20 protein-coding genes and 1 pseudogene are annotated in these 24,303 nt (G+C 34.0%); 12 read left to right on the top strand and 9 right to left on the bottom strand.

Annotation, left to right across the window (positions count from 1 at the left end):
- Window positions 1–94 precede the first annotated feature (94 nt).
- The 3 genes from LB941_RS10985 to LB941_RS10975 form a co-directional block, all read right to left on the bottom strand.
- Complete coding sequence (locus tag LB941_RS10985; protein ID WP_253362015.1) at window positions 95–649, bottom strand: RBBP9/YdeN family alpha/beta hydrolase; 555 nt, start codon at window positions 647–649, stop codon at window positions 95–97.
- A gap of 94 nt (window positions 650–743) precedes the next feature.
- Window positions 744–1,571: a hypothetical protein gene (locus LB941_RS10980; RefSeq protein WP_253362014.1), complete on the bottom strand. Its 828-nt coding sequence runs from the start codon at window positions 1,569–1,571 to the stop codon at window positions 744–746.
- Window positions 1,568–1,906, bottom strand: a complete 339-nt coding sequence (locus LB941_RS10975; protein ID WP_253362013.1) for a PadR family transcriptional regulator — start codon at window positions 1,904–1,906, stop codon at window positions 1,568–1,570. The genes LB941_RS10980 and LB941_RS10975 overlap by 4 nt, the downstream gene beginning before the upstream one ends.
- A gap of 320 nt (window positions 1,907–2,226) precedes the next feature.
- On the opposite strand from LB941_RS10975, the gene LB941_RS10970 reads away from it, so the two are divergent.
- Together LB941_RS10970 and LB941_RS10965 are read left to right on the top strand one after the other, a co-directional pair.
- A complete protein-coding gene (locus LB941_RS10970; protein WP_253362012.1) occupies window positions 2,227–2,751 on the top strand; it encodes a P-loop NTPase family protein in 525 nt (174 codons plus the stop codon).
- Entirely contained in the window at window positions 2,748–3,839 is a 1,092-nt protein-coding gene (locus LB941_RS10965; protein ID WP_253362011.1) for a S66 family peptidase, read from the top strand. Before LB941_RS10970 ends, LB941_RS10965 begins: the two co-directional genes overlap by 4 nt.
- 242 nt (window positions 3,840–4,081) lie before the next feature.
- Here the strand turns inward: LB941_RS10965 and LB941_RS10960 are convergent, their stop codons facing one another.
- Both LB941_RS10960 and LB941_RS10955 read right to left on the bottom strand, forming a co-directional pair.
- The gene (locus LB941_RS10960) at window positions 4,082–6,184 is read right to left on the bottom strand and encodes an AAA family ATPase (protein WP_275980033.1); all 2,103 of its coding nucleotides are present in this window, start codon (window positions 6,182–6,184) and stop codon (window positions 4,082–4,084) included.
- A 130-nt stretch (window positions 6,185–6,314) separates the two neighbouring features.
- A complete protein-coding gene (locus tag LB941_RS10955; protein ID WP_253362010.1) occupies window positions 6,315–6,545 on the bottom strand; it encodes a transcriptional regulator in 231 nt (76 codons plus the stop codon).
- A 377-nt stretch (window positions 6,546–6,922) separates the two neighbouring features.
- On the opposite strand from LB941_RS10955, the gene LB941_RS10950 reads away from it, so the two are divergent.
- From LB941_RS10950 to LB941_RS10925, 6 genes and pseudogenes are all read left to right on the top strand, one after another.
- Window positions 6,923–7,705 (top strand): sulfite exporter TauE/SafE family protein, encoded by a 783-nt coding sequence (locus LB941_RS10950; protein ID WP_253362009.1) that lies wholly within the window; start codon window positions 6,923–6,925, stop codon window positions 7,703–7,705.
- A gap of 293 nt (window positions 7,706–7,998) precedes the next feature.
- Window positions 7,999–8,310, top strand: coding sequence for a bacteriocin immunity family protein (locus LB941_RS10945; RefSeq protein WP_253362008.1), 312 nt, complete (start codon window positions 7,999–8,001; stop codon window positions 8,308–8,310).
- Between the two features lie 724 nt (window positions 8,311–9,034).
- Window positions 9,035–10,843: a beta-glucoside-specific PTS transporter subunit IIABC gene (locus LB941_RS10940; RefSeq protein WP_253362007.1), complete on the top strand. Its 1,809-nt coding sequence runs from the start codon at window positions 9,035–9,037 to the stop codon at window positions 10,841–10,843.
- A gap of 16 nt (window positions 10,844–10,859) precedes the next feature.
- Window positions 10,860–12,304, top strand: a pseudogene (locus LB941_RS10935) (glycoside hydrolase family 1 protein).
- Window positions 12,305–12,373: 69 nt separating this feature from the next.
- Complete coding sequence (locus tag LB941_RS10930) at window positions 12,374–13,213, top strand: PRD domain-containing protein (RefSeq protein WP_253362006.1); 840 nt, start codon at window positions 12,374–12,376, stop codon at window positions 13,211–13,213.
- A 289-nt stretch (window positions 13,214–13,502) separates the two neighbouring features.
- Entirely contained in the window at window positions 13,503–13,973 is a 471-nt protein-coding gene (locus LB941_RS10925; protein ID WP_253362005.1) for a DUF8821 family protein, read from the top strand.
- A 378-nt stretch (window positions 13,974–14,351) separates the two neighbouring features.
- Here the strand turns inward: LB941_RS10925 and LB941_RS10920 are convergent, their stop codons facing one another.
- Both LB941_RS10920 and LB941_RS10915 read right to left on the bottom strand, forming a co-directional pair.
- Window positions 14,352–15,131, bottom strand: a complete 780-nt coding sequence (locus LB941_RS10920) for an acetoin reductase (RefSeq protein WP_253362004.1) — start codon at window positions 15,129–15,131, stop codon at window positions 14,352–14,354.
- Between the two features lie 183 nt (window positions 15,132–15,314).
- Window positions 15,315–16,490, bottom strand: coding sequence for an aminotransferase class I/II-fold pyridoxal phosphate-dependent enzyme (locus LB941_RS10915; RefSeq protein ID WP_253362003.1), 1,176 nt, complete (start codon window positions 16,488–16,490; stop codon window positions 15,315–15,317).
- 541 nt (window positions 16,491–17,031) lie between these two features.
- Here LB941_RS10915 and LB941_RS10910 point away from each other — a divergent pair.
- From LB941_RS10910 to LB941_RS10895, 4 genes are all read left to right on the top strand, one after another.
- On the top strand, window positions 17,032–18,240 hold the full coding sequence (locus LB941_RS10910) for an argininosuccinate synthase (RefSeq protein WP_253362002.1): 1,209 nt from the start codon (window positions 17,032–17,034) through the stop codon (window positions 18,238–18,240).
- Window positions 18,240–19,622, top strand: a complete 1,383-nt coding sequence (gene argH / locus LB941_RS10905; protein WP_253362001.1) for an argininosuccinate lyase — start codon at window positions 18,240–18,242, stop codon at window positions 19,620–19,622. The genes LB941_RS10910 and argH overlap by 1 nt, the downstream gene beginning before the upstream one ends.
- Window positions 19,623–19,702: 80 nt before the next feature.
- Complete coding sequence (locus LB941_RS10900) at window positions 19,703–20,698, top strand: nucleoid-associated protein (protein ID WP_253362000.1); 996 nt, start codon at window positions 19,703–19,705, stop codon at window positions 20,696–20,698.
- Between the two features lie 287 nt (window positions 20,699–20,985).
- The gene (locus LB941_RS10895) at window positions 20,986–21,642 is read left to right on the top strand and encodes a sugar transferase (protein WP_253362016.1); all 657 of its coding nucleotides are present in this window, start codon (window positions 20,986–20,988) and stop codon (window positions 21,640–21,642) included.
- 178 nt (window positions 21,643–21,820) lie between these two features.
- On the opposite strand, the gene LB941_RS10890 is transcribed toward LB941_RS10895, so the two are convergent.
- Window positions 21,821–22,144, bottom strand: coding sequence for a hypothetical protein (locus tag LB941_RS10890; protein WP_253361999.1), 324 nt, complete (start codon window positions 22,142–22,144; stop codon window positions 21,821–21,823).
- A 339-nt stretch (window positions 22,145–22,483) separates the two neighbouring features.
- The gene (locus tag LB941_RS10885; protein WP_253361998.1) at window positions 22,484–24,130 is read right to left on the bottom strand and encodes a MucBP domain-containing protein; all 1,647 of its coding nucleotides are present in this window, start codon (window positions 24,128–24,130) and stop codon (window positions 22,484–22,486) included.
- Between the last annotated feature and the right edge of the window lie 173 nt (window positions 24,131–24,303).

Raw genomic sequence — 24,303 nt, 5'->3', positions numbered from 1 at the left:
TAGACAGCTAGATAAGCTATACCAATTTATTGTAAAAACTAAATATTTAATTTATCAGTACCACTTGTTAAAGAGCCTATTTTTATAGTTAGGTCTATATTTTTGCTAATTCTTCAAAAACAACTGGAAGTTCAGTGATATTATCACGACTAATAAAATGTTTGCCAGCTGGCATTAAAATAAATTTGCATTTTAAATGGCGAGCCAGTGTTTCGGTATAATAAAAAGGAACAATATCGTCATCAAGTGCGGAAATAACAACAGCATCTGCAACTTTTGGTAAAATATTGTTATAGTTCGGTAAAGTATTAGTGAATGCATCTAGCTCAGGTAGTGTTGCTAATGATTCGTCAAAACCAGAAACTAAGATTAGGTGAACATTTTTTAAAGCATGTTGTTCAATAAATCTAAGTGTTTGGATGCAACCTAAACTGTGCCCAATGATAGTTATATCATCTGTAGCTGTAATCTCACGGTCACAGTATTCATCCCATTTGGCTGGGATTGGGTTGTCAGGATTCGGCATTGTTAATAAAGTTATTTTTTGGTGTAAATCATGATTCACTTTTCTTTTAAGCCACGGGAACCAATTAGCTGTAGGACTTGCAGTGTAGCCGTGAATTAAGTATATTTGTTTGTTTTGTTCCATATAATAATATCTCCCATAATACAGAGTTTAATGAGCTTTACTCGCTATTATACATGGAACGGATATAGTTGTTAATAAAAAAGAACAGTATTGATCATTTTTTGCGGTTAAGCATAAAATTTAGTATCCAAAATATTATTAAAAAAGCCAGAAGTAGACCGGTACTTAGATATTGACCTGAACGAGTGTTAAGTAGAAAAGTTCCTAGAAAGGGAAGTCGAGTTGCGATTCCGAGCAAGGCAATCCCAGCTAAGAAAACAAAAATAGGGATAGTAAGTTCTTTTTCAGCGTTTTTCCAAAAAAAGTAAGCACCAATTCCAGAAAAAACTAAGATAACAGCAATACCTAACCAACCTGTTAAATATAACTTTAGCGGTGTTTTAATGAAAAGGGTGATTAAAATACCTGGTGCTAATATTAACGAGAGACTTAAGCAAAGAATGGTATATTTAAGTATACGATTATGTATTCTATATTTATGTTGATAAATGGTATGACCAAAAAATATTAAACCTAGTAAAATGACCAATGAAAAATAGCCTCCTGCCAGTAAAATGCTACCTAAATCAATAGGTGTTATCGGATTAACTAGAGCAGGTAAGAAAGAAACCAAGAAATAAGTTGCCAATGCAGTAAAAGTTAACTTCAATAATTCCAGTAACTTAATCGGAATAGCAGCTAACAGTTCATCTGCAAGAGTTTTGACGTTTTTGCCAAAATATTCTTCAGCGGAGATGTTATGACTTTGAGCATCAAGAATATCTTGTAAAATTGTAAGCAAATTAGATTCAACAACATACTCATCATGTAATAAACCTCTAAGTCGAACATAAAGCAACAAATCAGTATAAAATTTTTTATTTTTAGGATTTAATTCCTGTTGTAATAGATAATTCTGGGCGATTAAGTCTTTTACTTTCATTTTTCTTGCTCCTCACTAATTACTTTTTCGACTATTTGTTGTAGTTGTGTCCACTCAGAAATAAAATTGGTTTTAGCTTTTTTACCAGTGTCAGTTATAAAATAATATTTACGATCTGGTCCAGCAGGAGACGCCTGCATTTTCCCATGAATTAAATTACGTTTTTCCATAGTAGCCAGTAAAGGATAAATTGTACCTTTCGGAATAGCATCTAGACCATATTTATTAAGGGCGGTACTGAGTCCATAACCATACTCAGGTTGTTTATCTAAAACAATTAGCACAATTCCTTGTAAGATACCTTTTAAAATTTGACTTGAAATATCTTGGGCCATCAGTAATCATCTCTTTTGCATTAAAATTGTTAAGTTACTAGTTTGTTTTGCATACTAGTAGTTTAACATATCTCCTCTAACTTGTAAAACAAACTAGTTGAGCTTTATGGAGATTGTGGTTGGATTTTCTACACAAAATCTAGATTACTATGCTTGAAATTTCAAATTGTTTAATATTTTGAAACGCTTATTTTGGATATTGTAGTTCCATTTCTTTGATAACTAAACAATCGTGAAATTTAATTCGTGAAAAAGTAGTGATTATACGGTATAGTAGGTTTACATATTTAGCTTAAGCAACAAGATTAAGGAGAAAGTCAATGAGAATAATAATTATTGGAAATTGTGGAAGCGGAAAGTCAACACTAGCTTTGAAAATAGCTAATATCACAAATTATCCTTTGTTGCAATTAGATAGCTTATGGCATAAAACTGATTATTCAGATGATGCGAAACGTTATTTTGAAAATGAACAAATAAGCTTTTTACGACAACAAGACTGTATTATTGAAGGAAACTATAATAGAACTATCCCACTTAGAGTTACTCAAGCTAATTTGATTATTTGGTTAAAGGTCAATAAAGTTAAGGCGGTCTATAGAATAATTAAAAGATCTATTCAGTATCGGTTAGATAATGCGAGCAGACCAGAGATGCCCAAACAATTTAGCGAACATTTTGATTATGATTACTGGGCATTTTTAAAGTTAGTATGGGCATACGATGAACAAAATACAAAGCGATTGCTACAAAAGTATAAGAGTGACCAAAGTAAAATTGTTATTTTAAAATCAAAAGCTGAGATAAAAGAATTTTTAACATGGATAGGGAGAATAGTAAAATGATAAAACCAACAATGCTAAAAAAAGGTGACTCAGTTGCGATAGTGAGCCTATCTAGTGGAATTTTAGGTGAAAAAAGTGCGCACCATCAGTTGAAGTTGGGGATAAAACGTTTGCGGCAAATGGGGTTAAAGCCAATCTGTATGCCTAATGCACTTAGCGGATTGAAAGAACTACATGATAATCCTGAAAAAAGAGCTGCAGATTTGAAAACAGCATTTGCTAATCCAAAAATCAAAGGAATTATTTGTGTGATTGGTGGAGATGATACATATCGCTTATTGCCATATTTGCTAGAAGATGCAAACTTTATTGAGAGTGTAAAACGTAATCCAAAAATTTTCACGGGTTTTTCTGATACAACAATCAATCATCTAATGTTATATCGGCTGGGATTAGCGACTTTTTATGGTCCTAATCTCTTAAGTGATTTAGCTGAATTAGATAAAGCGATGTTACCATATACGCGTACTGCATTTACACAATATTTTCATAATCCAACCACAACACAAATTCAGTCAAGTCCTATTTGGTATGAAGAACGGACCGACTTTTCACTAAATGCTATAGGAACACCCAGAATTAGTCATATTGAAAAAGATGGATATCAGGTTTTGCGTGGAAAAGGACATCTCACGGGCAAACTATTAGGCGGTTGCTTGGATAGCTTGTATGATTGCTTGACTCAAAATAGATATGTTGATGAAGCTACTGTTATTAAAAAATATCAAATTTTTCCAACAAATGAGGAATGGAAAAACAAGGTATTATTTATTGAAACGAGTGAAGAAAAACCTAATCCTGATTTATATGAGCAAATGTTATTAACCTTAAAAAAACAGGGAGTTTTGGAGAACGTTGCTGGCATTATTGTAGGTAAACCGCAGAACAATGCTTTTTTTGAGGAGTACAAAGCTAAGCTATTAGCAGTAACAGCTGATCTAAAAACACCTATTATGTATAATGTAAACTTTGGACATGCATTTCCACGCACGGTAATTCCATATGGAGCAATGGTTGATATTGACTTAGATCAATCTAAAATTAAGATAACAGAGCCCTTTTTTGATACTGAAATGAAAAGTATGTAAATAAAAATTCAGTGCTTTACTTACATATGAATTATAAATAGATAAGCGATATCCTTAATAGTTTAGCTGATTTATGTAATACCTTTGAAGTTAACTGGATAGTTTGATAAAACAATGGTAATTATTGCAAAAGAATAGTCCTCCTTAAACACACATTGTAATGTAACAATGTAGTTAGGGAGGACTATTTTAAAGAATTGTTAGTAAGAAGCGTCATTCTTTTAAGAGTTACACTAGTAATTTTAAACGGTAACGGCTTCTTTTTGTTCGCTGATTATTAAGGTATTATCTGTGATATCAGCTTGGAGATGTTTAACATCTAAGTGATCTAAATAAAAATCAGTAACTTTATCTCTGATTTGTTGTTCAATAACACGACGTAATGGACGTGCCCCCATGGCTTCATCATAGCCTTGTTCAATTAGATATTTCTTGGCAGCGGGGCTAACAGTTAAGTTAATCCCTTTCTTAGCTAATGTTGTGTTAACATCAGCAAGCATTAAATCAACAATTTTTTCTAAGTCTTGCTTGGTTAAGTGTGAAAATTCAACAATCGCATTAAATCGATTGATAAACTCAGGGCGGAAGTAGGGAGCGATACGATCTAATAACTCTTGATCTTTAACATCACCAGTTAGCTTTTCATTACCAAACCCTGCGTTGGAAGTTGCGATAATTACTGTATTTTTGAAGTCAATAGTGTTTCCTTGCCCATCGGTTAGGCGACCATCATCAAGAACCTGTAGGAGTAAAGTAATAACTTGTGGATCAGCTTTTTCAATTTCATCTAACAGTACGATTGAATAAGGCTGACGCCGTACTCGTTCAGTTAACGTATTTTTGTTGTCGTCATAACCGACATAACCAGCAGTTGTGCCGATTAATTTTGAAACAGCAGTGCGGTCTGAATATTCAGACATATCTAAACGAATGATGCTATCTTTATTTCCAAACATGTCTAAGGCTAATTGCTTAGCCAATTCAGTTTTACCGACACCAGTAGGTCCAACAAAAAGGAAACTTCCGATTGGCCGATTGCCTTCGTCAAAACCGGCACGATTACGTCTAATTGCACGAGCAACAACTTCTACAGCTTCGTTTTGACCGATTACTTTACCTTTCAAACGTTTAGCGATGCCTTTGAGACGTTCAATATCATTAGCACCCATCTTAGAAACAGGAATGCCAGTTAAACGTTCAACTGCAGCAGCGACATCATTAACTGTGGCAGTTGCCTTTTTAGTCTTGGAACTATTAGCGATTTGTTGTTGTAAGTTAATAACCTTCGTTTTGGCTTTAGCAGCTGCTTCATAGTCTTCTTTGGCAGCAGCGTCTTTTTGTTGCTGAGTAGCTTTTTTAATATCTGCTTCAAGTTGAGTGATATCAGCGACTGGATGTTTAGCAGCAAGGTGTGCGGCAGTCATGTCCAATAAGTCAATCGCCTTATCTGGCAAACTTCGTTGAGGAATATATTGAACCGAATAATCTACTGCAGCTTGTAAAACGGCGTCAGGTAAGATAACGTTATGGTGTTTTTCATAAAGCTTACAAATGCCCTTTAGAATTTTGAAAGTATCTTCAGGACTAGGAGCATTGACTTTTACTTCATTAAAACGGCGTGCTAAGGCACCATCTTTCATAATAGTGTTGCGATATTCATCTTGCGTGGTTGCGCCAATAATAGTAATGTCACCACGAGATAAAGCTGGTTTTAAGATGTCAGATAAGCCTTTTGAACCACTTTCACCACCCATGCCACCAGCACCAAGAATTTGATGGATTTCATCAAAGAATAAGATGATGTTTTTAGCCGTTGCGACTTCTTTGACTAAGTTTTGAATATTTTCTTCAAAGCTCCCTCGGAATTGTGTGCCAGCTTCAAGGCTAGAAATATCAATACTGATTATTTCTTTGTTTTTAATTGCGGCAGGGACATTACCATGGACGATTGCTTGTGCAAGTCCTTCCACTACGGCAGTTTTACCAACCCCGGCATCCCCGACAAGAACGGGATTATTTTTACTGCGCCGGGATAAAATTTCAGCGGTTTCTTGAATTTCCTTGTTTCGTCCAATTACTGGATCAAGTTTGCCAGCACGTGCTTCTTCAGTCAGATTGCGGCCAAGTTTAGCAAGAATGCCGTTCTTTTTTTGTTGTTTAGTATTTGTTGGAACTGCTTGTTGTGGTAATTTGCCGGTTTTACGATATTGTGCAAATTCTTCAGGGGATACTTGTTGTCCATTAATCAAATATCTTTTTTCGGAGTTAATACCGTTCATATTACCCATTAATTCATTAAAAATGTCGTTCATATTGTCAAATGGTTCTACTGGAATGTTAGCCATTATTGATTCCTCCAATTTAATATTTATTAGTAATTATTTAGTATAAGGGGTTGTAAAAAGCCCCTAACTGAGAAACATAACGTTTACCAAATACGGACTTCTTACATTATTCTTATGGTGGCCACCGAAACTATTCATCTCGATTGAGATAATTTTCTTCCAATTCACGCAAAACAGCCCACATCGCGCGATGCTGTGCTTGCGCCAAGGCATCTAAATCGCGGAGATTCAGTGAAGTAGAATTACCCTGTTGTTTGTTGAAAGATTTGTGTAAGGTGGTGTATCCATATCCGGAACGCTTAGCTACTTGGTAGATAGTTAGTTCTTTATCCGTCAAGTAGGTTTTAATATCGATCCTCATATCTAATCACCTCTTACAATTTATAGTATATCACATTTGTAATATAACACAATAGTAAAGTATCACAAATGTGAAATAAAAATAATAATATTTTATTGGGGATAGGTGCTTATCAAAGAAAGCTAGCAGATTGATAGTTAAAAAAGGCGACAAGAGAAGAGTTAAAGTAGAGTATTCTGTAGGATACGTAATTTAAATATTATTTATACTAATAGATTTTAACAAGTGATATTAGATTTTAAAGGTGCATAAATTAATTAGTATAGTTTTTTAAAAGCATATTATAAAATTTTATTAATGTAGTATAATGGCTATAGTTTTGTTTATTTGATGAGAGTTATTATTATGCTCGAATATGAAGGGTGTTGATTAGTTTCATGATTTTAATATTTGTTTTTCTGATTGTTGCCGGATTTTTAGCAGGTTTAATGCAATCAGTTGCAGGATTGGCTTCATTAGTTTCTTATCCAGCTTTACTTATTGTCGGTGTTCCACCAGTTATTGCCAATGTAACAAATACAACAGCTTTGATTTTTTCGGGAATTGGTTCGACAGTATCTTCAGCCAGAGAACTTAAAGGACACGGGAAAAAACTAGCCTATTTTATTTTTCTATCATTAATTGGTAGTGTAGGAGGTAGCTTACTTTTATTACATCTACCATCAACTTCTTTTGAGAAAGTTGTTCCATTTTTTATTTTTGGTGCAGGTATTTTATTATTATTATCGAGTCGAAAAAAACGAGTAGTTGCAAATAGCATGGATTCAGTAGGCGCTAAGAAAAAATATCAGTTGAGTAGGGTAGTTACAGTATTAAGCTCAATTAGCTTGATATTTGTTGGTGGATATACAGGCTATTTTGGTGCTGCTGGTGGGGTATTGTTTCTGGCAATTCTTTCGCTTATTACTGATTATGAATTTCCAGTGGTAAATGCAATTAAGAATGTGATTGGATTTGTAGCAAATTTAACGGCAACTTTTATCTTTATTGCTAAATCACATATAGTATGGTTATACGTGGTCCCAATGGGGATTGGTCTTTTAGTTGGTGGATATACTGGCCCAATCATTGTTAGACATATCAATATTCATCTCTTACGAATTCTAATTGCTTTTGCTGCGTTTGGGCTAGCTATATATTTATTTGTTCAGGCGTATTAGATTTTGAGCAGGCTAAAATTCAGTTTGTTAAAATAGGAAATAAAAAATCTGATTGTATCTTTTTATGTTGAGATGCAATCAGATTTTTGAATTTTAGTCTGAATAATTTGGCTGCATATATCTAGTCTGTTATGAGTAGTTTAGAATTCTTTATAGGTTATGTGAGATCTAGTATTTCAAATGCTAGTTGATAGTGGTATTCTTACATTAAACATTGACGCAATAATTATAGATATGATAGTAAGCTTTTCAAAGTTTTAGATAGATACTGTATGTATTAGGGGATGGAAAAGATGACAAAAAAACAAGATAAAACAATAGAAGCGATATTAGTGAAGATTTATGATTTAATTGTTGATCCAACGGTAAAAGAAGAAGAACGAAAGTTATTAGTGAATGCGAAAAATGGTTTAGAAAAACAACAGTATTTTCCAAGGGTCATGAAAGATTTAGAAGTAGGATTGCGTCCGATGGCGATGCGAAGTCAATTATCTAAACCAACAGGGAAATTTTATTTAGAAATACTAGGTCAAGGCAAGATGGAAGAGTGGCTTGGTTATGGATTATCAGCTACACCACTTATGTTTGGATCAATAATTAAGTAAGTAATAGTGATAGAATAATTCTTTTATAATGTAATTAGTTTAGTCCAAATTCTCGATGAAGTTGCTAAAGGTTTTTATAGCAGAGTATAAGTGATTTGCTTGAAGGTGAACATAAGTTTATGTGTGATACTAAGAAATAGGATTTACTTGCTTGATAAAATATCAGATTAAGATAGAATAGCTATTTTAAAATCAGATTAATTAAGTGACTAGATTATAGTTTTTAGTTCGATAATGAAATTAAGTAACTTTTAGTTAATTAGAATAAAAACATTCTAATCATATTATGGACGGAGAATATTTAAGCGAGAATAAAAATCATTTTAGGATATAGAAAAAGTTTTTTCAGTAATAAGATTACGTGTTCCTGTAAGGTTTTCTAATCTAAGAGTGAACAAATTGTTTCTACTTTAATTCTTATGGATATAACAAAAAGATGTGGTAGCACACTGCTTTTGATGGAAAATATAATTGATTTGGCATTCGATTTTATATTCATAATTCTTTTTTAAGCTTGACATGAGATGTTATTTATATTAGATGTATTAATGAATGACATGTAACTAATAAATGACATGTAACTAATAATGTAGGCAAGATCAATCAGCAATACACTCAGTATGAAGTTTGAATTACGCAGTTTTATACGTAATAGACTTTGTGTTGTCATGTTGAAAGATCTTGCTTTTTTTGTGCATCTAATAAAAAGAAGGGAATGATAGATATGGATTATGATAAAAGTGCTGACAAAATCATTGAAAATGTAGGTGGCAAGGAAAACATTACTAAAATGATTCATTGTTCGACGAGGTTGCGTTTTACACTTAATGATTATGATAAAACTAAGTTAGATGCAATAAAAAAGGTTGATGGGGTCCTAGGTGCAGTTAATACCTCAGGACAATGTCAAGTAATTGTTGGAAATGCTGTTGTTGAAATGTACGATGCTGTAAATGCAAAAATTGGAAAACTTAATAATGATAAAGTGAAAGTAGATACACCTAAGCAAAAGTGGTATGAAACATTTCTTGATTTTCTGATTGGTATTTTTCAGCCTTTGGTTCCTGCAATTGCAGGTGCAGGTGTTTTAAAATCATTAATGATTTTGTTTGCCTCTATTGGTTGGATTAGCGAAACGAGTTCATCATATCAAATATTTTCCTTTATTGGATCGGCACCACTTTATTTTTTACCACTATTGATTGCAATTACGACGGCACAAAAATTAAATGTAAACATTCTGGTTTCTGTATCAATTGCGAGTGTTTTGGTTTATCCAGATTTAGTAACCTTATTAACCAAAGGGACGAAATTGTTTGGAATATCAATAACGAATGTTACCTATTCATCACAAGTTTTTCCGGCTATTTTAGCAATTTTGTTGTATGCAGTTTTAGAAAAGTATGTAACTAAATATTGTCCTAAACCAGTACGCATTTTCTTAGTTCCGTTGATATGTATGGCGGTTACCGTGCCAGTAACACTTATCGTTTTAGGACCTATGGGTTATATAATTGGTACCTGGATTTCTACGTTTATTCTTTTCTTGTTTAATCATTTGGGATGGATTGCAACAGGGTTACTTGCAGCTCTTTTACCATTGATGGTGGCTACAGGAATGCACAAAGCATTGTTGCCTTATGCAGTAGCGATGATGACTTCTACAGGGAAAGAACTCCTATACTTACCGGCTTCATTAGCACATAATTTTTCTGAAGCAGGAACATGCTTTGGTGTTGCAGTTCGAACAAAAGATGAAAAAATGCGAGCAACTGCAGTTTCGGCTGCGATTTCAGCTTTATTTGGTATTACAGAGCCAGCTTTGTATGGAGTTACAATCCAGCATAAGCGAGCATTGGGGCCAGTTATGATTCCGAGTGCTATTACAGGAAGTATTGTCGGGATTTTAAGTATTAAAGCATTTGCATTAGTTGGACCTGGTATTGCAAGTATGACAATGTATGTTGATAAGTCAAATGCTATGAACTTCGTGTATGCGTGGATTTGCTTAGTAATTTCAATATTATTATCATTTGTATTAACGATTATTGTTTGGAAAGATGACGTAATTGAATCTGAACAGACTAGTTCGAAAACAATAGATACGACACTGGATACAAATATCAAACTAGAATCACCAATTAATGGGATAGTTGTTCCGTTAAAAGAAGTAAATGACGCTACATTTTCAAGTGGAATTTTGGGTGAAGGTGTTGCGATTGAACCTCGAGATGGAATCTTATATGCTCCTGCAAAAGCAGAAGTGATGATGACTTATAAAACGGGACATGCAATCGGGTTGAAAATGCAAGATGGTTCTGAAGTTTTGATTCATATTGGCATATATACAGTTAAATTAGAAGGAAAATACTTTAATCTTAAAGTCAAAGAGCATCAAATTGTCGAAGTAGGAGAAACTTTGGTAGAATTTAACTTGGATAAAATTGTTGCAGAGGGCTTTGATCCTACAGTTATGATGATTATTACAGCTAAAGGAACAGCTGATGACGTTGTTTTACCAGCATTAGTATAAATAAGTGAGGTGAAAAATGGAATTTCGTAAAGATTTTTTATGGGGTGGGGCAGTTGCTGCTAACCAAGTTGAAGGCGCATTTGACGTTGATGGTAAAGGGACATCTGTTGCAGATGTTGCAACATATAAACCTAATGTAGATGTTAAAGACTACAAAAAAACGTTCAAGTAACTTCAAAGAGTATAGCCGAGGCAGTAGCAGATCGAACAATTAGCAGGTACCCTAAGCGTCGAGAAATTGACCAATATCATCATTTCAAAGAAGATATTGCATTATTTAAAGAACTAGGATTCAAAGTCTACAGATTTTCTATTGCATGGACACGTATTTTTCCAACAGGTGAAGAAAAGAAACCTAACCTTAAAGGGATTTCTTACTACCAAGAATTCATCAAGGAGTTAAAAGCAAATGGTATTGAGCCGTTAGTGACATTATCACACTATGAAATGCCGCTTGATTTAGCGCTTAAATATAATGGTTGGCAAGATAAAAGAGTGATTGACTTATTTGTAAAATTTGCAAAGGTTTGTTTTGAGAACTTTTCAGATGTTAAATATTGGCTAACATTTAATGAAATTGATAGTGTTATGCGACATCCATTTATCTCAGCTGGAATTATTGAAGATCAAACACAAAAATTAGCAGAAGCTGAATATCAAGCACTTCATAATCAATTTGTGGCATCAGCGATGGTGACAAAACTAGTACATGAAATAATTCCAAACTCACAGGTTGGCTGTATGTTGACAAAATTGACAACTTATCCAGCAACTGCTGCACCAGGTGATGTATTATCTGCTTTGAATAAAAATCTTATGAATTATTATTGTGCAGATGTACAAGCTAAAGGCGAATATCCTAAGTTGATTCTTAACTATTTTAAGCAACATGATATAGATGTAAAAATGACAAGTTTGGAATTGCGAACGATTAAAGAAAATACGATTGATTTTGTTTCATTCAGTTACTATATGTCATTACTTGCTGCTGAAAAAGAAGACGGGTTAGAAATGACAGTAGGAAATACAGTTGTTGGCGGAAAGAACCCCTATCTTGAAACAAAAGATTGGGGTTGGACTGTAGATCCTGTAGGTTTGAGGATTTCATTAATTGAATTGTATGATCGTTACCAAAAACCGTTATTTATTGTAGAAAACGGGATGGGTGCTAAAGATACATTGGAAGCGGATGGAACGATTCACGATGATTACAGAATCGAGTATTTTAAGCAACATTTAAGTGAGATGAAAAAGGCGGTTGAAGATGGTGTTGATCTGATGGGCTATACTTCATGGGCACCAATTGACCTAATAAGTGCAAGTACTTCGCAAATGTCAAAACGGTATGGTTTTATTTACGTTGATCAAGATGATGAAGGCAATGGAACGTTAAAACGCTATAAGAAAGATTCATTCAAATGGTATCAACATGTAATTGAAACAAATGGTAGTGAATTGTAATAAGGAAATGATTTAATCCAGGATAAAATTATTTCTTCTATATCAAAGAAGAATTATGGAGATGAACACATGGAAAAATATGAAATCAGTAAAGTACTGAATTCAAGTGTTGTTCTCGCTGAAAATGGAAAAAATGAAGAAGTTATAATCTTGGGTAAAGGTATTGGTTATGGTAAGAAAAAAGGTGCTGTGGTTGATAATGCACAAATCGCACAAGTTTTTCGACCAGAAATAAATACTGGGTTGGAGAACCTACTATCGGAAGTTTCTCCTGAAATAATTGATGTGTCGACACGGATATTTAAAAATATACAAAGGCGTTTTCCGGATGTGAATCCAAGTCTATTGGTAAGTTTGATTGATCATATCAATTTTGCTTTAAAACGAAATCAAGAAGGACTTTCTTTTGAAAACAAGTTGTATTATGATGTTCAAACATATTATCCCGAGGAATTTGAGCTTGGCAGAGAATCACTTGAACTAATTAATGAAACATGCAATGTTGATTTGTCTAAAACGGAAGCAGCTAGTATTGCATTTCATGTGGCTGACTCACGTAAAGATGAAAAAATCGATTATGACAGTATGAAAATCACTAAGTTAACAGACGAAGTTGTCAAGTTAATTGGGGTACTATCTAAAAAGGAACTCAATAACAAAAGTTTAAGCTATCGGCGGATGATAATTCATATTAAGTTTTTTGTAGAACGTTTGATTACATTTAAACAGATAAATGGAAATGATGATGTAATGTATGAACATGTTTTAGAAGAATATCAAGATGCAAGAAAAATTGCAATTAAAGTACTGGAATACCTATATCAGCAGTATGACTATAACGTTACGAGTGAAGAACTAATGTATCTAATTATTCATATTAATAGAAATATATTTGATAAGTTTGAATAAAGTAGCATTTGAGGTGAGTCTGAGACAAAAGTTTCGGACTCATTTTTGGTCTTAAATATTCTGCGTCAAAATGTGGACTCCAAGATAGATAGTTATGAGTAGCTCTTCTAAATAAAATAAGTAGCTATGGGGTTAAGGATTTCTAGCTAATGGCCTTTTGTCTCACATGCAGTTTTTTGTTAAAAATATGAATAAGCTAAAAAAATATATACAATAAGTGCTGATAACAGTAATATTGCGTGTAGCGTGCTATACTGTTGCTACTTAAAATATAGGAAGGTAGTTAGTTATGGCATATAAAGTTGATTTTAAACAAATTGAAAAAACAGGGGTAGAATCATCGCCTGTTGCTACTGCATTAGCAGGATTACGAGCTAACGAAGCACGATATTTTTGGAATAAATATAAATTTGAATATACTGTATACCCAGCTAGCGAAAAACTGGAGGAGATAAGGTGGTTTGAAAACATTCTTCAAGCAGAGCGAGATATCATTTTTGCATCGCCTATTTTAGAGGTGGCGACTTACGAAGATGAGAACATCTACTGGCCCGAATTTATTTATGAAAATGGTATGATTATTAATGTTCTATACGAAAAGAAGACAGAAAATCCGAAGCGAGCTGTTGGAATTAAACTAGCTGAAGGAATGGAGGTTCCGACTGAATTAGAAGGTAAGTTTAAATTTGCACGGCAAAAGTCAAAACTTGCAGGAACCATTCGAGGAAGTTATTTTAAAATAAAAAACAGCTATCGCTAAAAGTGAAAGACAGCAAATTAGCGTAGCTGTATTGGGGTTATTATTTAGTATGAATCTTTGATTTTTTATTAAATAAATGGTAAATAGTCAATAAAAGTTGTCCAAGTGTAATTAGTAAGGAGATTTTACCCCAAATACCTAGTTTTCCACTATTCTTTAACATAAGATCACTCCTAGCTGTTAATTAAGATGGGTAACTAATAACTTAACTTAATTATAACAGATGTCACATTTACGCCATATATATATGCTTATGGAAATAAAAAAAATCCAGTTAATCTTGACTACTAAAACTAAAGTTTGTAATCAAGATAATACTGGATTTTTTTATATCTAAAATGTTAAACCAAGTTTTAAGCTAAACTAGCTGTCTGTTTATTAAATAATTCCGCCACCATCAACTGCGTAGGTTTGACCAGTAACAAAATCAGCCTGTTCACTAGCGAGAAAATCTACGAGGTTAGCAATATCGTTAGGTTCTACGGTTCTACCTAAGGGAATGGTTCCTATGAAGTCTTTGCGATTTTGGCCTAAAGGCTTGCCGTTTATTTCGGACATTTTGGCATCGATAGCATCCCACATACCAGTTGTGCCAACCACACCAGGGGCATAGGCGTTTACTTTGATGTTAAAAGGAGCTAATTCTTTGGCAGCAGCCTGAGTTAAGTTGATAACAGCAGCTTTTGTAGCTGAGTAGGTTGCCCAAATCGGGAAAGCACGCATTCCAGCAATTGATGAAGCACTAATGATTTTGCCGGGAACTTTAAGTTCTTTAAATTTCTTGGCAGCAGCTTGAATACCATATAAAACACCAAAAACGTTGATTTTAAAACTGAATTCTAAGTCTTCGGGTGTGATGTCTTCAATTTTATCTACCTTTGCAACACCGGCATTATTAATCATTAAGTCAAAGCCATGTAGCTGTTTAGCGGCTATATCAACCGCATGGAAGACTTCTTGCTGTTTAGTAACATCCAAAGGAACAAAAATACCAGTTTGACCAGCTGCTGTAATTTCCTTAATCACTGCAGTAGCTTTTGTTTCTTGCATAGGCAAATCTGCTAAAGCAATATCGTAACCCGACTTTGATAAATGCCGAGCAATTTCAGCACCAATGCCTTGTGCTCCACCTGTAATAAATGCAACTTTTGTTGTCATAATAACCATCCTCCTTTAATATTTACAAGTCTATTCTATCATTTAAAAAAATAAATAAAAATTATTTTCTTATTTAAAATAAAGTTCAAATACACAATATAGACTAAAAAAGCATTAGCTTCTGTTTAGAATGAAGAAAGTATCTAAACCAGAGCTAATGCTTTTTAGATAATAATATCTTAATTACTTACTAGTGCTTTCAACATACTCTTTTAAACGAGCCATTCCTTTTTCACATTCAGCCATGCTAGTTGCATAGCTAATCCGAACATAGCCTTCGCCACCAGGGCCAAAAGCAGAACCGTTGATAACTGCAACTCGCGCTTTTTTAGCTAAATCATAGATGAATTCTTCATCATTTTGATTTAGTTGAGCGGGAATTTTAGCGAACAAGTAGAAAGCTCCAGCGGGTGGAGCGCATTGAAAACCAAGTTTACTAAGCTTTGAAACAAGAAAATCACGGCGTTTTTTGTACTCATCACGCATTGGTAAAGCATCATCTTGGCCATTAGCTAATGCTTCAGTAGCAGCGTCTTGTGTAACGCACGAAGTTGTGGTGATAGCGAACTGATGAATTTTTGCTAATTCGTTAGCAATGGCAAAGGGAGCACACATAATACCAATACGCCAACCAGTCATAGCGTGAGACTTAGAAACACCAGTTATTAAAATAGTTTGTTCGCGCAAACTATGAACTAAAGAAGCATGTGTTGTTTCATAACAGAGTTCACTATAGATTTCATCGCATAAAGCAAAAATAGGTTTATCCCGTAAGACGTCAGCAAGAGCGTCTAGTTCCTTTTGTGTGTAAGTTACACCAGTAGGATTGGAAGGATAGTTTAAGACAACTGCTCGTACAGCAGAGCCGTTTTCGGCAATAGCTGCTGCTAGTTTAGCTGGAGTTAGCTTGAATCCATCAGTTGCAGTATTTATAAAAATAGGACTAGCTCCTGCAATAGTTAGATCAGCTATGTATAGTGGAAAAATGGGTGTGGGAATGATAACCTTGTCGCCAGGATTTAAAATAGCAGTTAGTGCACTATAAATAGCTTCAGTGGCACCATTGGTGATGATAACTTCATTAGTTGGATCGTAATGTTGATCATATTTGTTAGCTAGAAAATTACTAGCAGCTGTTCGTAATTCAAGTGAGCCATTTGAAGGCGCGTAATGAGAACGGGTAGTCTTAATACTTTGAATAGCAGCTTCTTTAATATGCTCTGGAGTATCAAAATCAGGTTCTCCCACCGTGAACTTGACAATATCGGGGATTTTGCTAGCAAAAGCGTTGAATTCCAAAATCTTTGATGCTTTTGCGGCAGTAACCTCTTTTTTCATATACTTTGTTAAATCAACCATATAATAACGCATCCTTTCTTTTCTTAAAAATAAAAAAACCGTTGTACAAGATAAGTACACCGGGTTGCTTGAATGCTTATTTTTGTCCCGGCGTTTAAGTTTTAAACGGCTGCGAGACGAACAAAAATGCTTCTATCTCACAGATGTAGTTAGACTTACATCTGTGAGATGTAAGTACTACTTGAAATAGAAGTAAAAATAGACATTATTTAATTGTGCAATTAGTTTTTGTGGCATGACTGCACATCCTTGTCTTAAATTAATTTAACTTTAGCGTAAAGCTGAATTAAAGTCAAGGTTGTTTTTAATTTAAATTTAATTTTCTAATTGATGCCATAATATAAGTAGTAATATTGAATCTAACTTAGAGCTAAAATAGTAATAAATATTCTTCAATATCCAAAAAACTCTATTAAAAATGCATATTATACGTTATATTCACTTTTGTTATGTATAATAAACTATTTTATTGCATTTTTTTGTATAAAGTACTATTATAAAAATATCGAAATAAGAGGATTAAAATGGAGGAGTTAATAATATGGCAAAAGAAAAAGTTGTACTCGCATATTCAGGTGGATTAGATACTTCTGTAGAGATTGCATGGTTAAAAAATAAAGGTTACGACGTCATTGCTTGTTGTATTGATGTTGGTGAGGGCAAAGACTTAGAAGCAGTAAAGCAAAAGGGCTTTGAAGTAGGGGCTGTAGAATCAATCGTGATTGATGCTAAAGAAGAGTTTGCTAAAGAATACTGTCTAGTGGCTTTACAGGGGCATACTTATTATGAAGACAAGTATCCGTTAGTTTCAGCTTTATCCCGGCCTTTGATAGTTAAAAATCTAGTAGAAGTTGCTAAAAAATACGATGCAACAGCAATTGCCCATGGTTGTACTGGTAAGGGAAATGATCAGGTTAGGTTTGAAGTGGGGATACATGCGCTAGCACCTGAGATGAAGATTGAAGATCCTATTAGAGAAGTACATTGGTCTCGGGAAGAAGAGATTGATTATGCAAAGGAAAATAATATCCCTGTTCCAATTAACAAAAAAAGTCCATATTCGATTGACGAGAACCTCTGGGGAAGAGCAAACGAATGTGGGATTCTAGAAAATCCATGGATGGCTGCTCCAGCAGACGCATATGCTAGAACAAAAGCGCTAGAAGATACACCGGATACACCAGATGTGATTGAGATTTCCTTTGAAAAAGGCGTTCCAACTAAACTAAATGATGAAGAGTTGTCTTTAGATAAGTTAATTATGAAACTAGATAAAATTGCAGGAAAACACGGGATTGGACGGATTGATCATGTTGAAAACAGATTAGTTGGGATTAAATCTCGGGAAATATATGAATGTCCAGCTGCAACAGTTTTGATGAAAGCACACAAAGATATTGAAGATATTACACTAGAAAGAGAAACAGCACATTTTAAACCAGTAATTGAAAAACAATTAGCTGATATGATTTATAATGCCTTATGGTTCTCGCCACTAATGAAAGCTTTACAAGCATTCTTAACTGAAACGCAAAAAGATGTTAATGGTGTGGTTCGTGTGAAGTTGTTTAAGGGTAATGTTATTTGCGAAGGCAGAAAATCACCTAATTCTCTTTATGATGAAAAACTGGCAACTTATACTTCAGCGGATGAATTTGATCAAGAAGCAGCGGCAGGTTTTATTAAACTGTACGGTTTGCCACAACAAGTTTATGCTCAGGTTCAACAAAAAGTTGCAGGTGAAAATTAATGGCTACCAGCAAATTATGGGGTGGACGTTTTGAAGAAAAAAGTGCTGAGTGGGTAGATGAATTTGGGGCTTCAATTAGTTTTGATCAGCTAATGGCACATGAAGATCTGGAGGGGTCTTTGGCACACGTCAAAATGTTAAAACACACGCAAATTTTGAATGAACAAGATGCTAACGAGATTATCGTAGGACTAGAAAAACTACAAGCAAAACTGGCCGCGGGAGAATTGACTTTTAATGTTGAAAATGAAGATATTCATATGAACATGGAAGCTCTACTCACGCAAGAAATTGGGCCTGTTGCAGGTAAGTTGCATACAGCACGTAGTAGAAATGATCAAGTAGCTACGGATTTGCATTTATACTTAAAAAATAGGCTACAACAAGTAGTGGTAGAGATTAAAAATCTACAAAAAGTATTGGTAGAAAAAGCAGAAGCTAATGTAGAAACAATCATGCCGGGGTATACGCACCTACAACATGCACAACCAATTTCATATGGACATTATTTGATGGCATATTATCAGATGTTTCAACGGGATGTAGAACGTTTTACTTTCAATCTGCAGCATACAGATATCTTGCCTTTAGGTGCAGCAGCGCTAGCGGGGACGACTTTTCCAATTGATCGACATTTTACTGCTAAAGAATTAGGCTTTAGCGCCGTTTATGAAAATTCATTGGATGCAGTTTCGGATCGTGATTTTGTCCTAGAGTTTTTAAGCAATGCCTCGATTTTGATGATGCATTTATCACGTTTTTGTGAAGAGATTATTTCTTGGTGCTCATATGAATTTGGATATCTTGAGTTGTCAGATGAATATGCGACAGGTAGTTCGATTATGCCACAAAAAAAGAATCCAGACATGGCTGAGCTAATAAGAGGTAAGTCGGGTCGGGTTTATGGTGATTTAATGGGACTTTTAACAACCATGAAAAGTTTGCCGCTTGCATATAATAAAGATATGCAAGAAGATAAGGAAGGCGTTTTTGATGCAGTTAAAACAATTATTCCTAGTTTGAAGGTTTTTGCAGGTATGTTAGCCACGGCAAAAGTCAATAAACAAAAGATGCAACAGGCAACTGAACATGATTTTTCAAATGCCACAGAATTAGCAGATTACTTAGCAACCAAAGGGATGCCATTTAGGCAAGCGCATGCGATTGTGGGCCAGCTTGTGCTAGAAGGATTAAAAACGGGGGTTAATTTACAAGATATTCCGCTAGAAAAATATCAAGAAATTGAACCCAAAGTAGGAACTGATATCTACAATGATTTACAATCAAAAGTAGCTGTGAAACGGCGTCATTCATTTGGCGGAACAGGCTTTGATCAAGTAAAACGGCAAATAAAGAACGCAAAAGAACAATTAGAAAAATAATTGTAAGTTAAGCAAGGTCAACTAGATTGGTTTTGCTTTTTTTTGTGCGCCTGTGTAAAATTTAGCTTGAGGTGATTTTAGTGGAAATAGAAAATGCGGTTATTAATATAATGAACCGCGAAATAAATAGTGCCGTTTTTTCGCAAAAAGAGTTAGATACAACCGATGAGATAGTTATAGAATACATCGAAAAGTTAGTTAAAAAGTTTTTAAACAGTGAATGTCTAACTTTTGAAATCGAGGAAAGTGAACCTGCACAATATCTGATTAGCAAGGAAGACTCTTTCATTAAAATTGCTGAAAGCATGACTCAATATTATTTCGAAGCGATTAAGACATGGGCAGAGATTCCTGAAGGTGACTTACTATTCTTTCGTGTCAATGATGAAATTGGAAATGAATATGCAGGTATGATAAAGCTTGATTATACAGCTAAATATATTCATTTAATTGATTATGATGATGATAATGTAGTTACTAATAAGATTGGCAAAAATAAAGCGATTTTACCAGCACCAACACAGGGGGCAAGTTGTGGGATTATCATTAAAAATAAACAAGCTTGTTTTGTGCATGAAAAAACATATCAGGATGTGCAAGGAACGTGGTCTTTTGTAGAAAAAATTCTTGAGCTTAAGCAAAAAAAGACTAAAGTATCAGAGAATGTTGCTAAAGTGAAAAAGTCATTAAAGTCAGTTAGCAAAAAATATGATATTGAAGAATATGAAGCAGTGATGGATGCACAAAAAGCGATTTATAAAAGTATTGATGAGGATAGCAGCATCAACAATGAGCAATTAGCACAGCAAGTTTTTGGCGATAATGTTCAGGCCAAACAAGACTTTATGGAAGATTTAGATAAAAAAGGGGTTGCGCCTAAGATTGCAGTTGATGCAAATGCTCCAGTTTTTGAGCGGAAATATCAAAAGCAAAAGCTAAAGTTGGATAACGGAATTGAGATTGTCGTCCCAGTTGATTTGCTAAAGAATCGTGATTATATCGAATTTAAGAACAACACAGACGGCTCATTATCAGTGATTATAAAAAATATTGAAAATATAAAGAATAATTTCTAAAATATCCTGCTAGAACAGCAATTGTATTGATAATATATAAGCAAAAAATAACGAAATAAGCACATATATCTAAGGAAAACTCCATATTTTATGGAGCTTTTTTTGATTATATAACGGGCTTTACTAATTAAAAAAAAGAATAAATTAAAGCTTAATTTTATTGTTGTTATATTGTATAATTAAATTACAACTTTGTTTAATAAATCTTTAGTAAGCAAAAAATTGCTGAATATAAAGAGAAAGTTCAAAGGAAAGTATTAATTTTTAGGGGATGGATGGGTATTATGATGGCGGAACATAAGAGAGGGTCTTATTTGGATAAGTCTAGGTTAGAACATCGTTATATCTACCGTGGAATAAAACGGCTAAGTGATTTTATTCTCAGTTTACTTGGATTAGTAGTATTGAGTCCGATTTTCCTTTTAATAGCTTTATTAATTAAGACTGAAGATCGCGGACCAGTTTTCTTTAAGCAAAAGCGAGTTGGAAAAAACGGCAAAACATTTCAAATGTACAAATTTAGATCAATGCGAGTCGATGCTGAGTTTTTATTGGCAAACCTTTTAAAATATAATGAAGTAGAAGGCCCAATGTTCAAAATGAAATATGATCCACGGGTAACTCGAATTGGCTGTTTTATTAGAAAAACCAGTATCGATGAATTACCTCAGTTATTAAATGTTTTGATGGGTAATATGAGCCTGGTAGGTCCTCGCCCACCTTTGCCACGGGAAGTAAAAGAATACGATGATTATGCGAAACAAAGATTATACATAGTTCCAGGATGTACCGGAATGTGGCAAGTAACTGCTCGCAATGATGCTGGTTTTAGCGAGATGTTAGAGCTCGATTTGCAGTATATTCGCGAAAGTAGTTTTTGGCTAGATGTAAAGATAATTTTTATGACAATAAAGATTATCTTTTGGCCTAATAATGCGTATTAATATATGTTTATGAAGCAAGCGGGATAGTTTAGTATTACCGCTTTTTTTGTGCAATTATTACTGAAAGTGATTCTATATTTGAATAAAGCTTATAGATGATAACTTTTTTAAAAGATTAAGATATCAGTACAATAATAACAGAAAATGATGCACAATAGAACAAGGTTTTTAATTTAAACTATGTATTATTTTCTATCCAAACTTGAAATGACTCTTGCCGAATAATGTTAACTAAGTTTTGTTTTTTAACACACTGAACACGTATTCCATGATTAGTGTAAAAAGCAGTCAGAGTCGTAATTCCGGTATGATAACGAGTATTTCCCTCTTCAGTAAACCAGCTTTCAGAATTGTTAGAAAAATCCTTGTGATAATTTAAGCTACTAAAATAGGCAGGAACTATCTTGTATAGGCCTCCTTCTTTAGGGACACTCCAATTATCCAGAGGATGAAATAGTCCACTAGTTTCATGATTCTTTTGTAATATATAGCGATAATACATGAATTTACCCCCCTTTTTATTTTGGCAATTGTTGTTTAGTATGTAAGTATAGCTTGTTATATTTATTGTATCTTTTCGGTAGCAGTCATCTGAAGTATAGATTAATTTTACATACGAGAAATTAAAAGGGCAGGTAGCAATAGTTAAAGTACTTGTTATTTTAAAATAGATTGATACCTAATTTATATCTAGTTTAGCACTATAAGTTATAAAAATAGAAATATATGCAAAATACCTCCCAAAGATAGATGTAATTCTAACTTTGGAAGGTATTTTATAAATAATGCAATATGCAGTATCGTTTGAACTCCTAAGCAATATAGAAGAAAAGCAGAGTCATTAATCCTTTTTGTGTGTAAACTTAATTATAGAGAGTAGTCCAAGCATTAAAATCCCAATTATCCCACTTAGTGTCATCCAAAAAGTATTCAATTCTCCTGTTGCAGGAAGTGTAGCTGAATCTTCTTGTGTACTTGTGTTTTGAGTAGCACTTGTTGAGCTATCTTTGCTAGCTGGTAATACTGCGTTTGAATCACTATTAGGACTACTTGGAATAAGTGGAGTAGTCGGATTTGGTGTTGCCGGATTGACTGGTTCACTTGGATTTATTGGTGTTATTGGATTATCCGGTGTTACTGGGGTGCTGGGAGTGTCTGGATTAACTGGACTTTCGTTTTTGTTATAGATATAGGTTATCGTTTGTGGTTGATCTGTAAACTGTCCGTTTATATTTCCAGTAGCTCCTTTAAGTGTATAACCATCTAATGCCAATTTATAGGCATCAGTTGAAACATCATAAGTATCACCAATATACCCACTAACTATTTGTGGGTCATGAATTTTATTTCCAGATGCATCAATATAATTAACAGTAATATCACCACCAGTTTGCTTTTCATAATCGAGCGTTAGTGTATATGTCCCGCTAATTCTTTGACTATCAGACGATGAAAGAGATGATTTTAATGAAGCTGGTTCCTGACCTTCCCAGGCAATAACGATAGTATGTGTGCCTTCTGAAAGATTGTCGAATTCAAGTTTACCATCTTTATTGAAGTAATCGCCTATTTTATCATCAAGACTAACATAGCGCGTATCATCATCAGTTGAATGAGGCGTAATATAGTTAGTAATGCTTTGACCGCTAGTGTTAATCTTAATTGGAATATCCATTATATAGTTAGCAGTAGCTGTAGTTGCGGAAGCAGTAACATCTTGAACTGAAGCTGTTCCTATATTATCAGAAAAGAAATAATCACCATCTATAGTACTGAAATCACTGATTTTATTAAAGTTTAGATTTAAGTAAGTTAGAGATTTTAAGTTTGCTATGGGTGAAATATCGCTAATTTGATTATCTGAAAGATTTAAATCAGTTAAAGAACTTAACTTGGCTAAAGGTGAAATATCACTAATTTGGTTCCCTGAGATATTAAGTGAAGTTAATGATGTTGCGTATTCTAAACCTTCCAACGATTTAATGTTGCGATTTACGCCTGACAAATCAGTGATATCTGCCATATCTTCTTTTGTGATTTTATCTACAGAAGTAACTTTCAAAACAGCTGCAACTACTTCTTGCAAGTTTTTATCAGGCATCCAAGAGTCAATAGATTCATCGGAAGAACTGGCTTGTGTAGTGGTAGTTGTAGAATTATTGGTTGTTAAAGAAGATACTGTGTTTTGCGTAGTTACTTTATTAGTTGATGAACTTTCTGTAGAAGTTGAAGCAGCAGTATTAACTACAGATGATGCTGTTTCATTGACAGTGCTTGAACTTTCAGTTATAGATGACGTTTGGGATGATTGATTGCCTTCAGTGGTATTAGTAGCATCTGCTGAAACGACAGTTCCATTAGCTGCAAGTAGACCTGAGAAAACAACCCAACATATTAAAAGCTTGTTAATGCTGTGGAAGTGTTTGTTAGGTTGTTTTTGAGTATTGTGTATCAATAACGCTATTGAATGAATTCCCCGTGATTTCATTGATAATTCTCCTTTTTGTTAGAACATTCTCCCTTTTATATAAAATAGTATCTCGTATTTCAAGTTGTAAAGTAAATAAAGTGCTTTCTTTTTTATTGAATTAGGTATAGTTTCCATTAAAAGTTAGATTAGTATTGTGTATCGGATAATTCAGAATTTGAGCCATCTGGATT

This window comes from Ligilactobacillus ubinensis (assembly GCF_024160875.1).
GTDB classification, from domain to species: Bacteria; Bacillota; Bacilli; order Lactobacillales; family Lactobacillaceae; genus Ligilactobacillus; species Ligilactobacillus ubinensis.
The sequence above is the reverse complement of the archived record's forward strand: the minus strand, read 5'-3'. Positions and strand labels throughout refer to the sequence as shown.

Bases quoted from the DNA above. Each gene is read 5' to 3' on its own strand.
- LB941_RS10945 (WP_253362008.1), top strand. From the start codon at position 7,999: ATGACAAAAAAACAAGATAAAACAATAGAAGCGATATTAGTGAAGATT.
- argH (WP_253362001.1), top strand. From the start codon at position 18,240: ATGGCTACCAGCAAATTATGGGGTGGACGTTTTGAAGAAAAAAGTGCT.
- LB941_RS10910 (WP_253362002.1), top strand. From the start codon at position 17,032: ATGGCAAAAGAAAAAGTTGTACTCGCATATTCAGGTGGATTAGATACT.
- LB941_RS10965 (WP_253362011.1), top strand. From the start codon at position 2,748: ATGATAAAACCAACAATGCTAAAAAAAGGTGACTCAGTTGCGATAGTG.
- LB941_RS10895 (WP_253362016.1), top strand. From the start codon at position 20,986: ATGGCGGAACATAAGAGAGGGTCTTATTTGGATAAGTCTAGGTTAGAA.
- LB941_RS10960 (WP_275980033.1), bottom strand. From the start codon at position 6,184: ATGGCTAACATTCCAGTAGAACCATTTGACAATATGAACGACATTTTT.
- LB941_RS10930 (WP_253362006.1), top strand. From the start codon at position 12,374: ATGGAAAAATATGAAATCAGTAAAGTACTGAATTCAAGTGTTGTTCTC.
- LB941_RS10980 (WP_253362014.1), bottom strand. From the start codon at position 1,571: ATGAAAGTAAAAGACTTAATCGCCCAGAATTATCTATTACAACAGGAA.
- LB941_RS10975 (WP_253362013.1), bottom strand. From the start codon at position 1,906: ATGGCCCAAGATATTTCAAGTCAAATTTTAAAAGGTATCTTACAAGGA.
- LB941_RS10970 (WP_253362012.1), top strand. From the start codon at position 2,227: ATGAGAATAATAATTATTGGAAATTGTGGAAGCGGAAAGTCAACACTA.
- LB941_RS10940 (WP_253362007.1), top strand. From the start codon at position 9,035: ATGGATTATGATAAAAGTGCTGACAAAATCATTGAAAATGTAGGTGGC.
- LB941_RS10915 (WP_253362003.1), bottom strand. From the start codon at position 16,490: ATGGTTGATTTAACAAAGTATATGAAAAAAGAGGTTACTGCCGCAAAA.
- LB941_RS10920 (WP_253362004.1), bottom strand. From the start codon at position 15,131: ATGACAACAAAAGTTGCATTTATTACAGGTGGAGCACAAGGCATTGGT.
- LB941_RS10890 (WP_253361999.1), bottom strand. From the start codon at position 22,144: ATGTATTATCGCTATATATTACAAAAGAATCATGAAACTAGTGGACTA.
- LB941_RS10985 (WP_253362015.1), bottom strand. From the start codon at position 649: ATGGAACAAAACAAACAAATATACTTAATTCACGGCTACACTGCAAGT.
- LB941_RS10925 (WP_253362005.1), top strand. From the start codon at position 13,503: ATGGCATATAAAGTTGATTTTAAACAAATTGAAAAAACAGGGGTAGAA.
- LB941_RS10950 (WP_253362009.1), top strand. From the start codon at position 6,923: ATGATTTTAATATTTGTTTTTCTGATTGTTGCCGGATTTTTAGCAGGT.
- LB941_RS10955 (WP_253362010.1), bottom strand. From the start codon at position 6,545: ATGAGGATCGATATTAAAACCTACTTGACGGATAAAGAACTAACTATC.
- LB941_RS10885 (WP_253361998.1), bottom strand. From the start codon at position 24,130: ATGAAATCACGGGGAATTCATTCAATAGCGTTATTGATACACAATACT.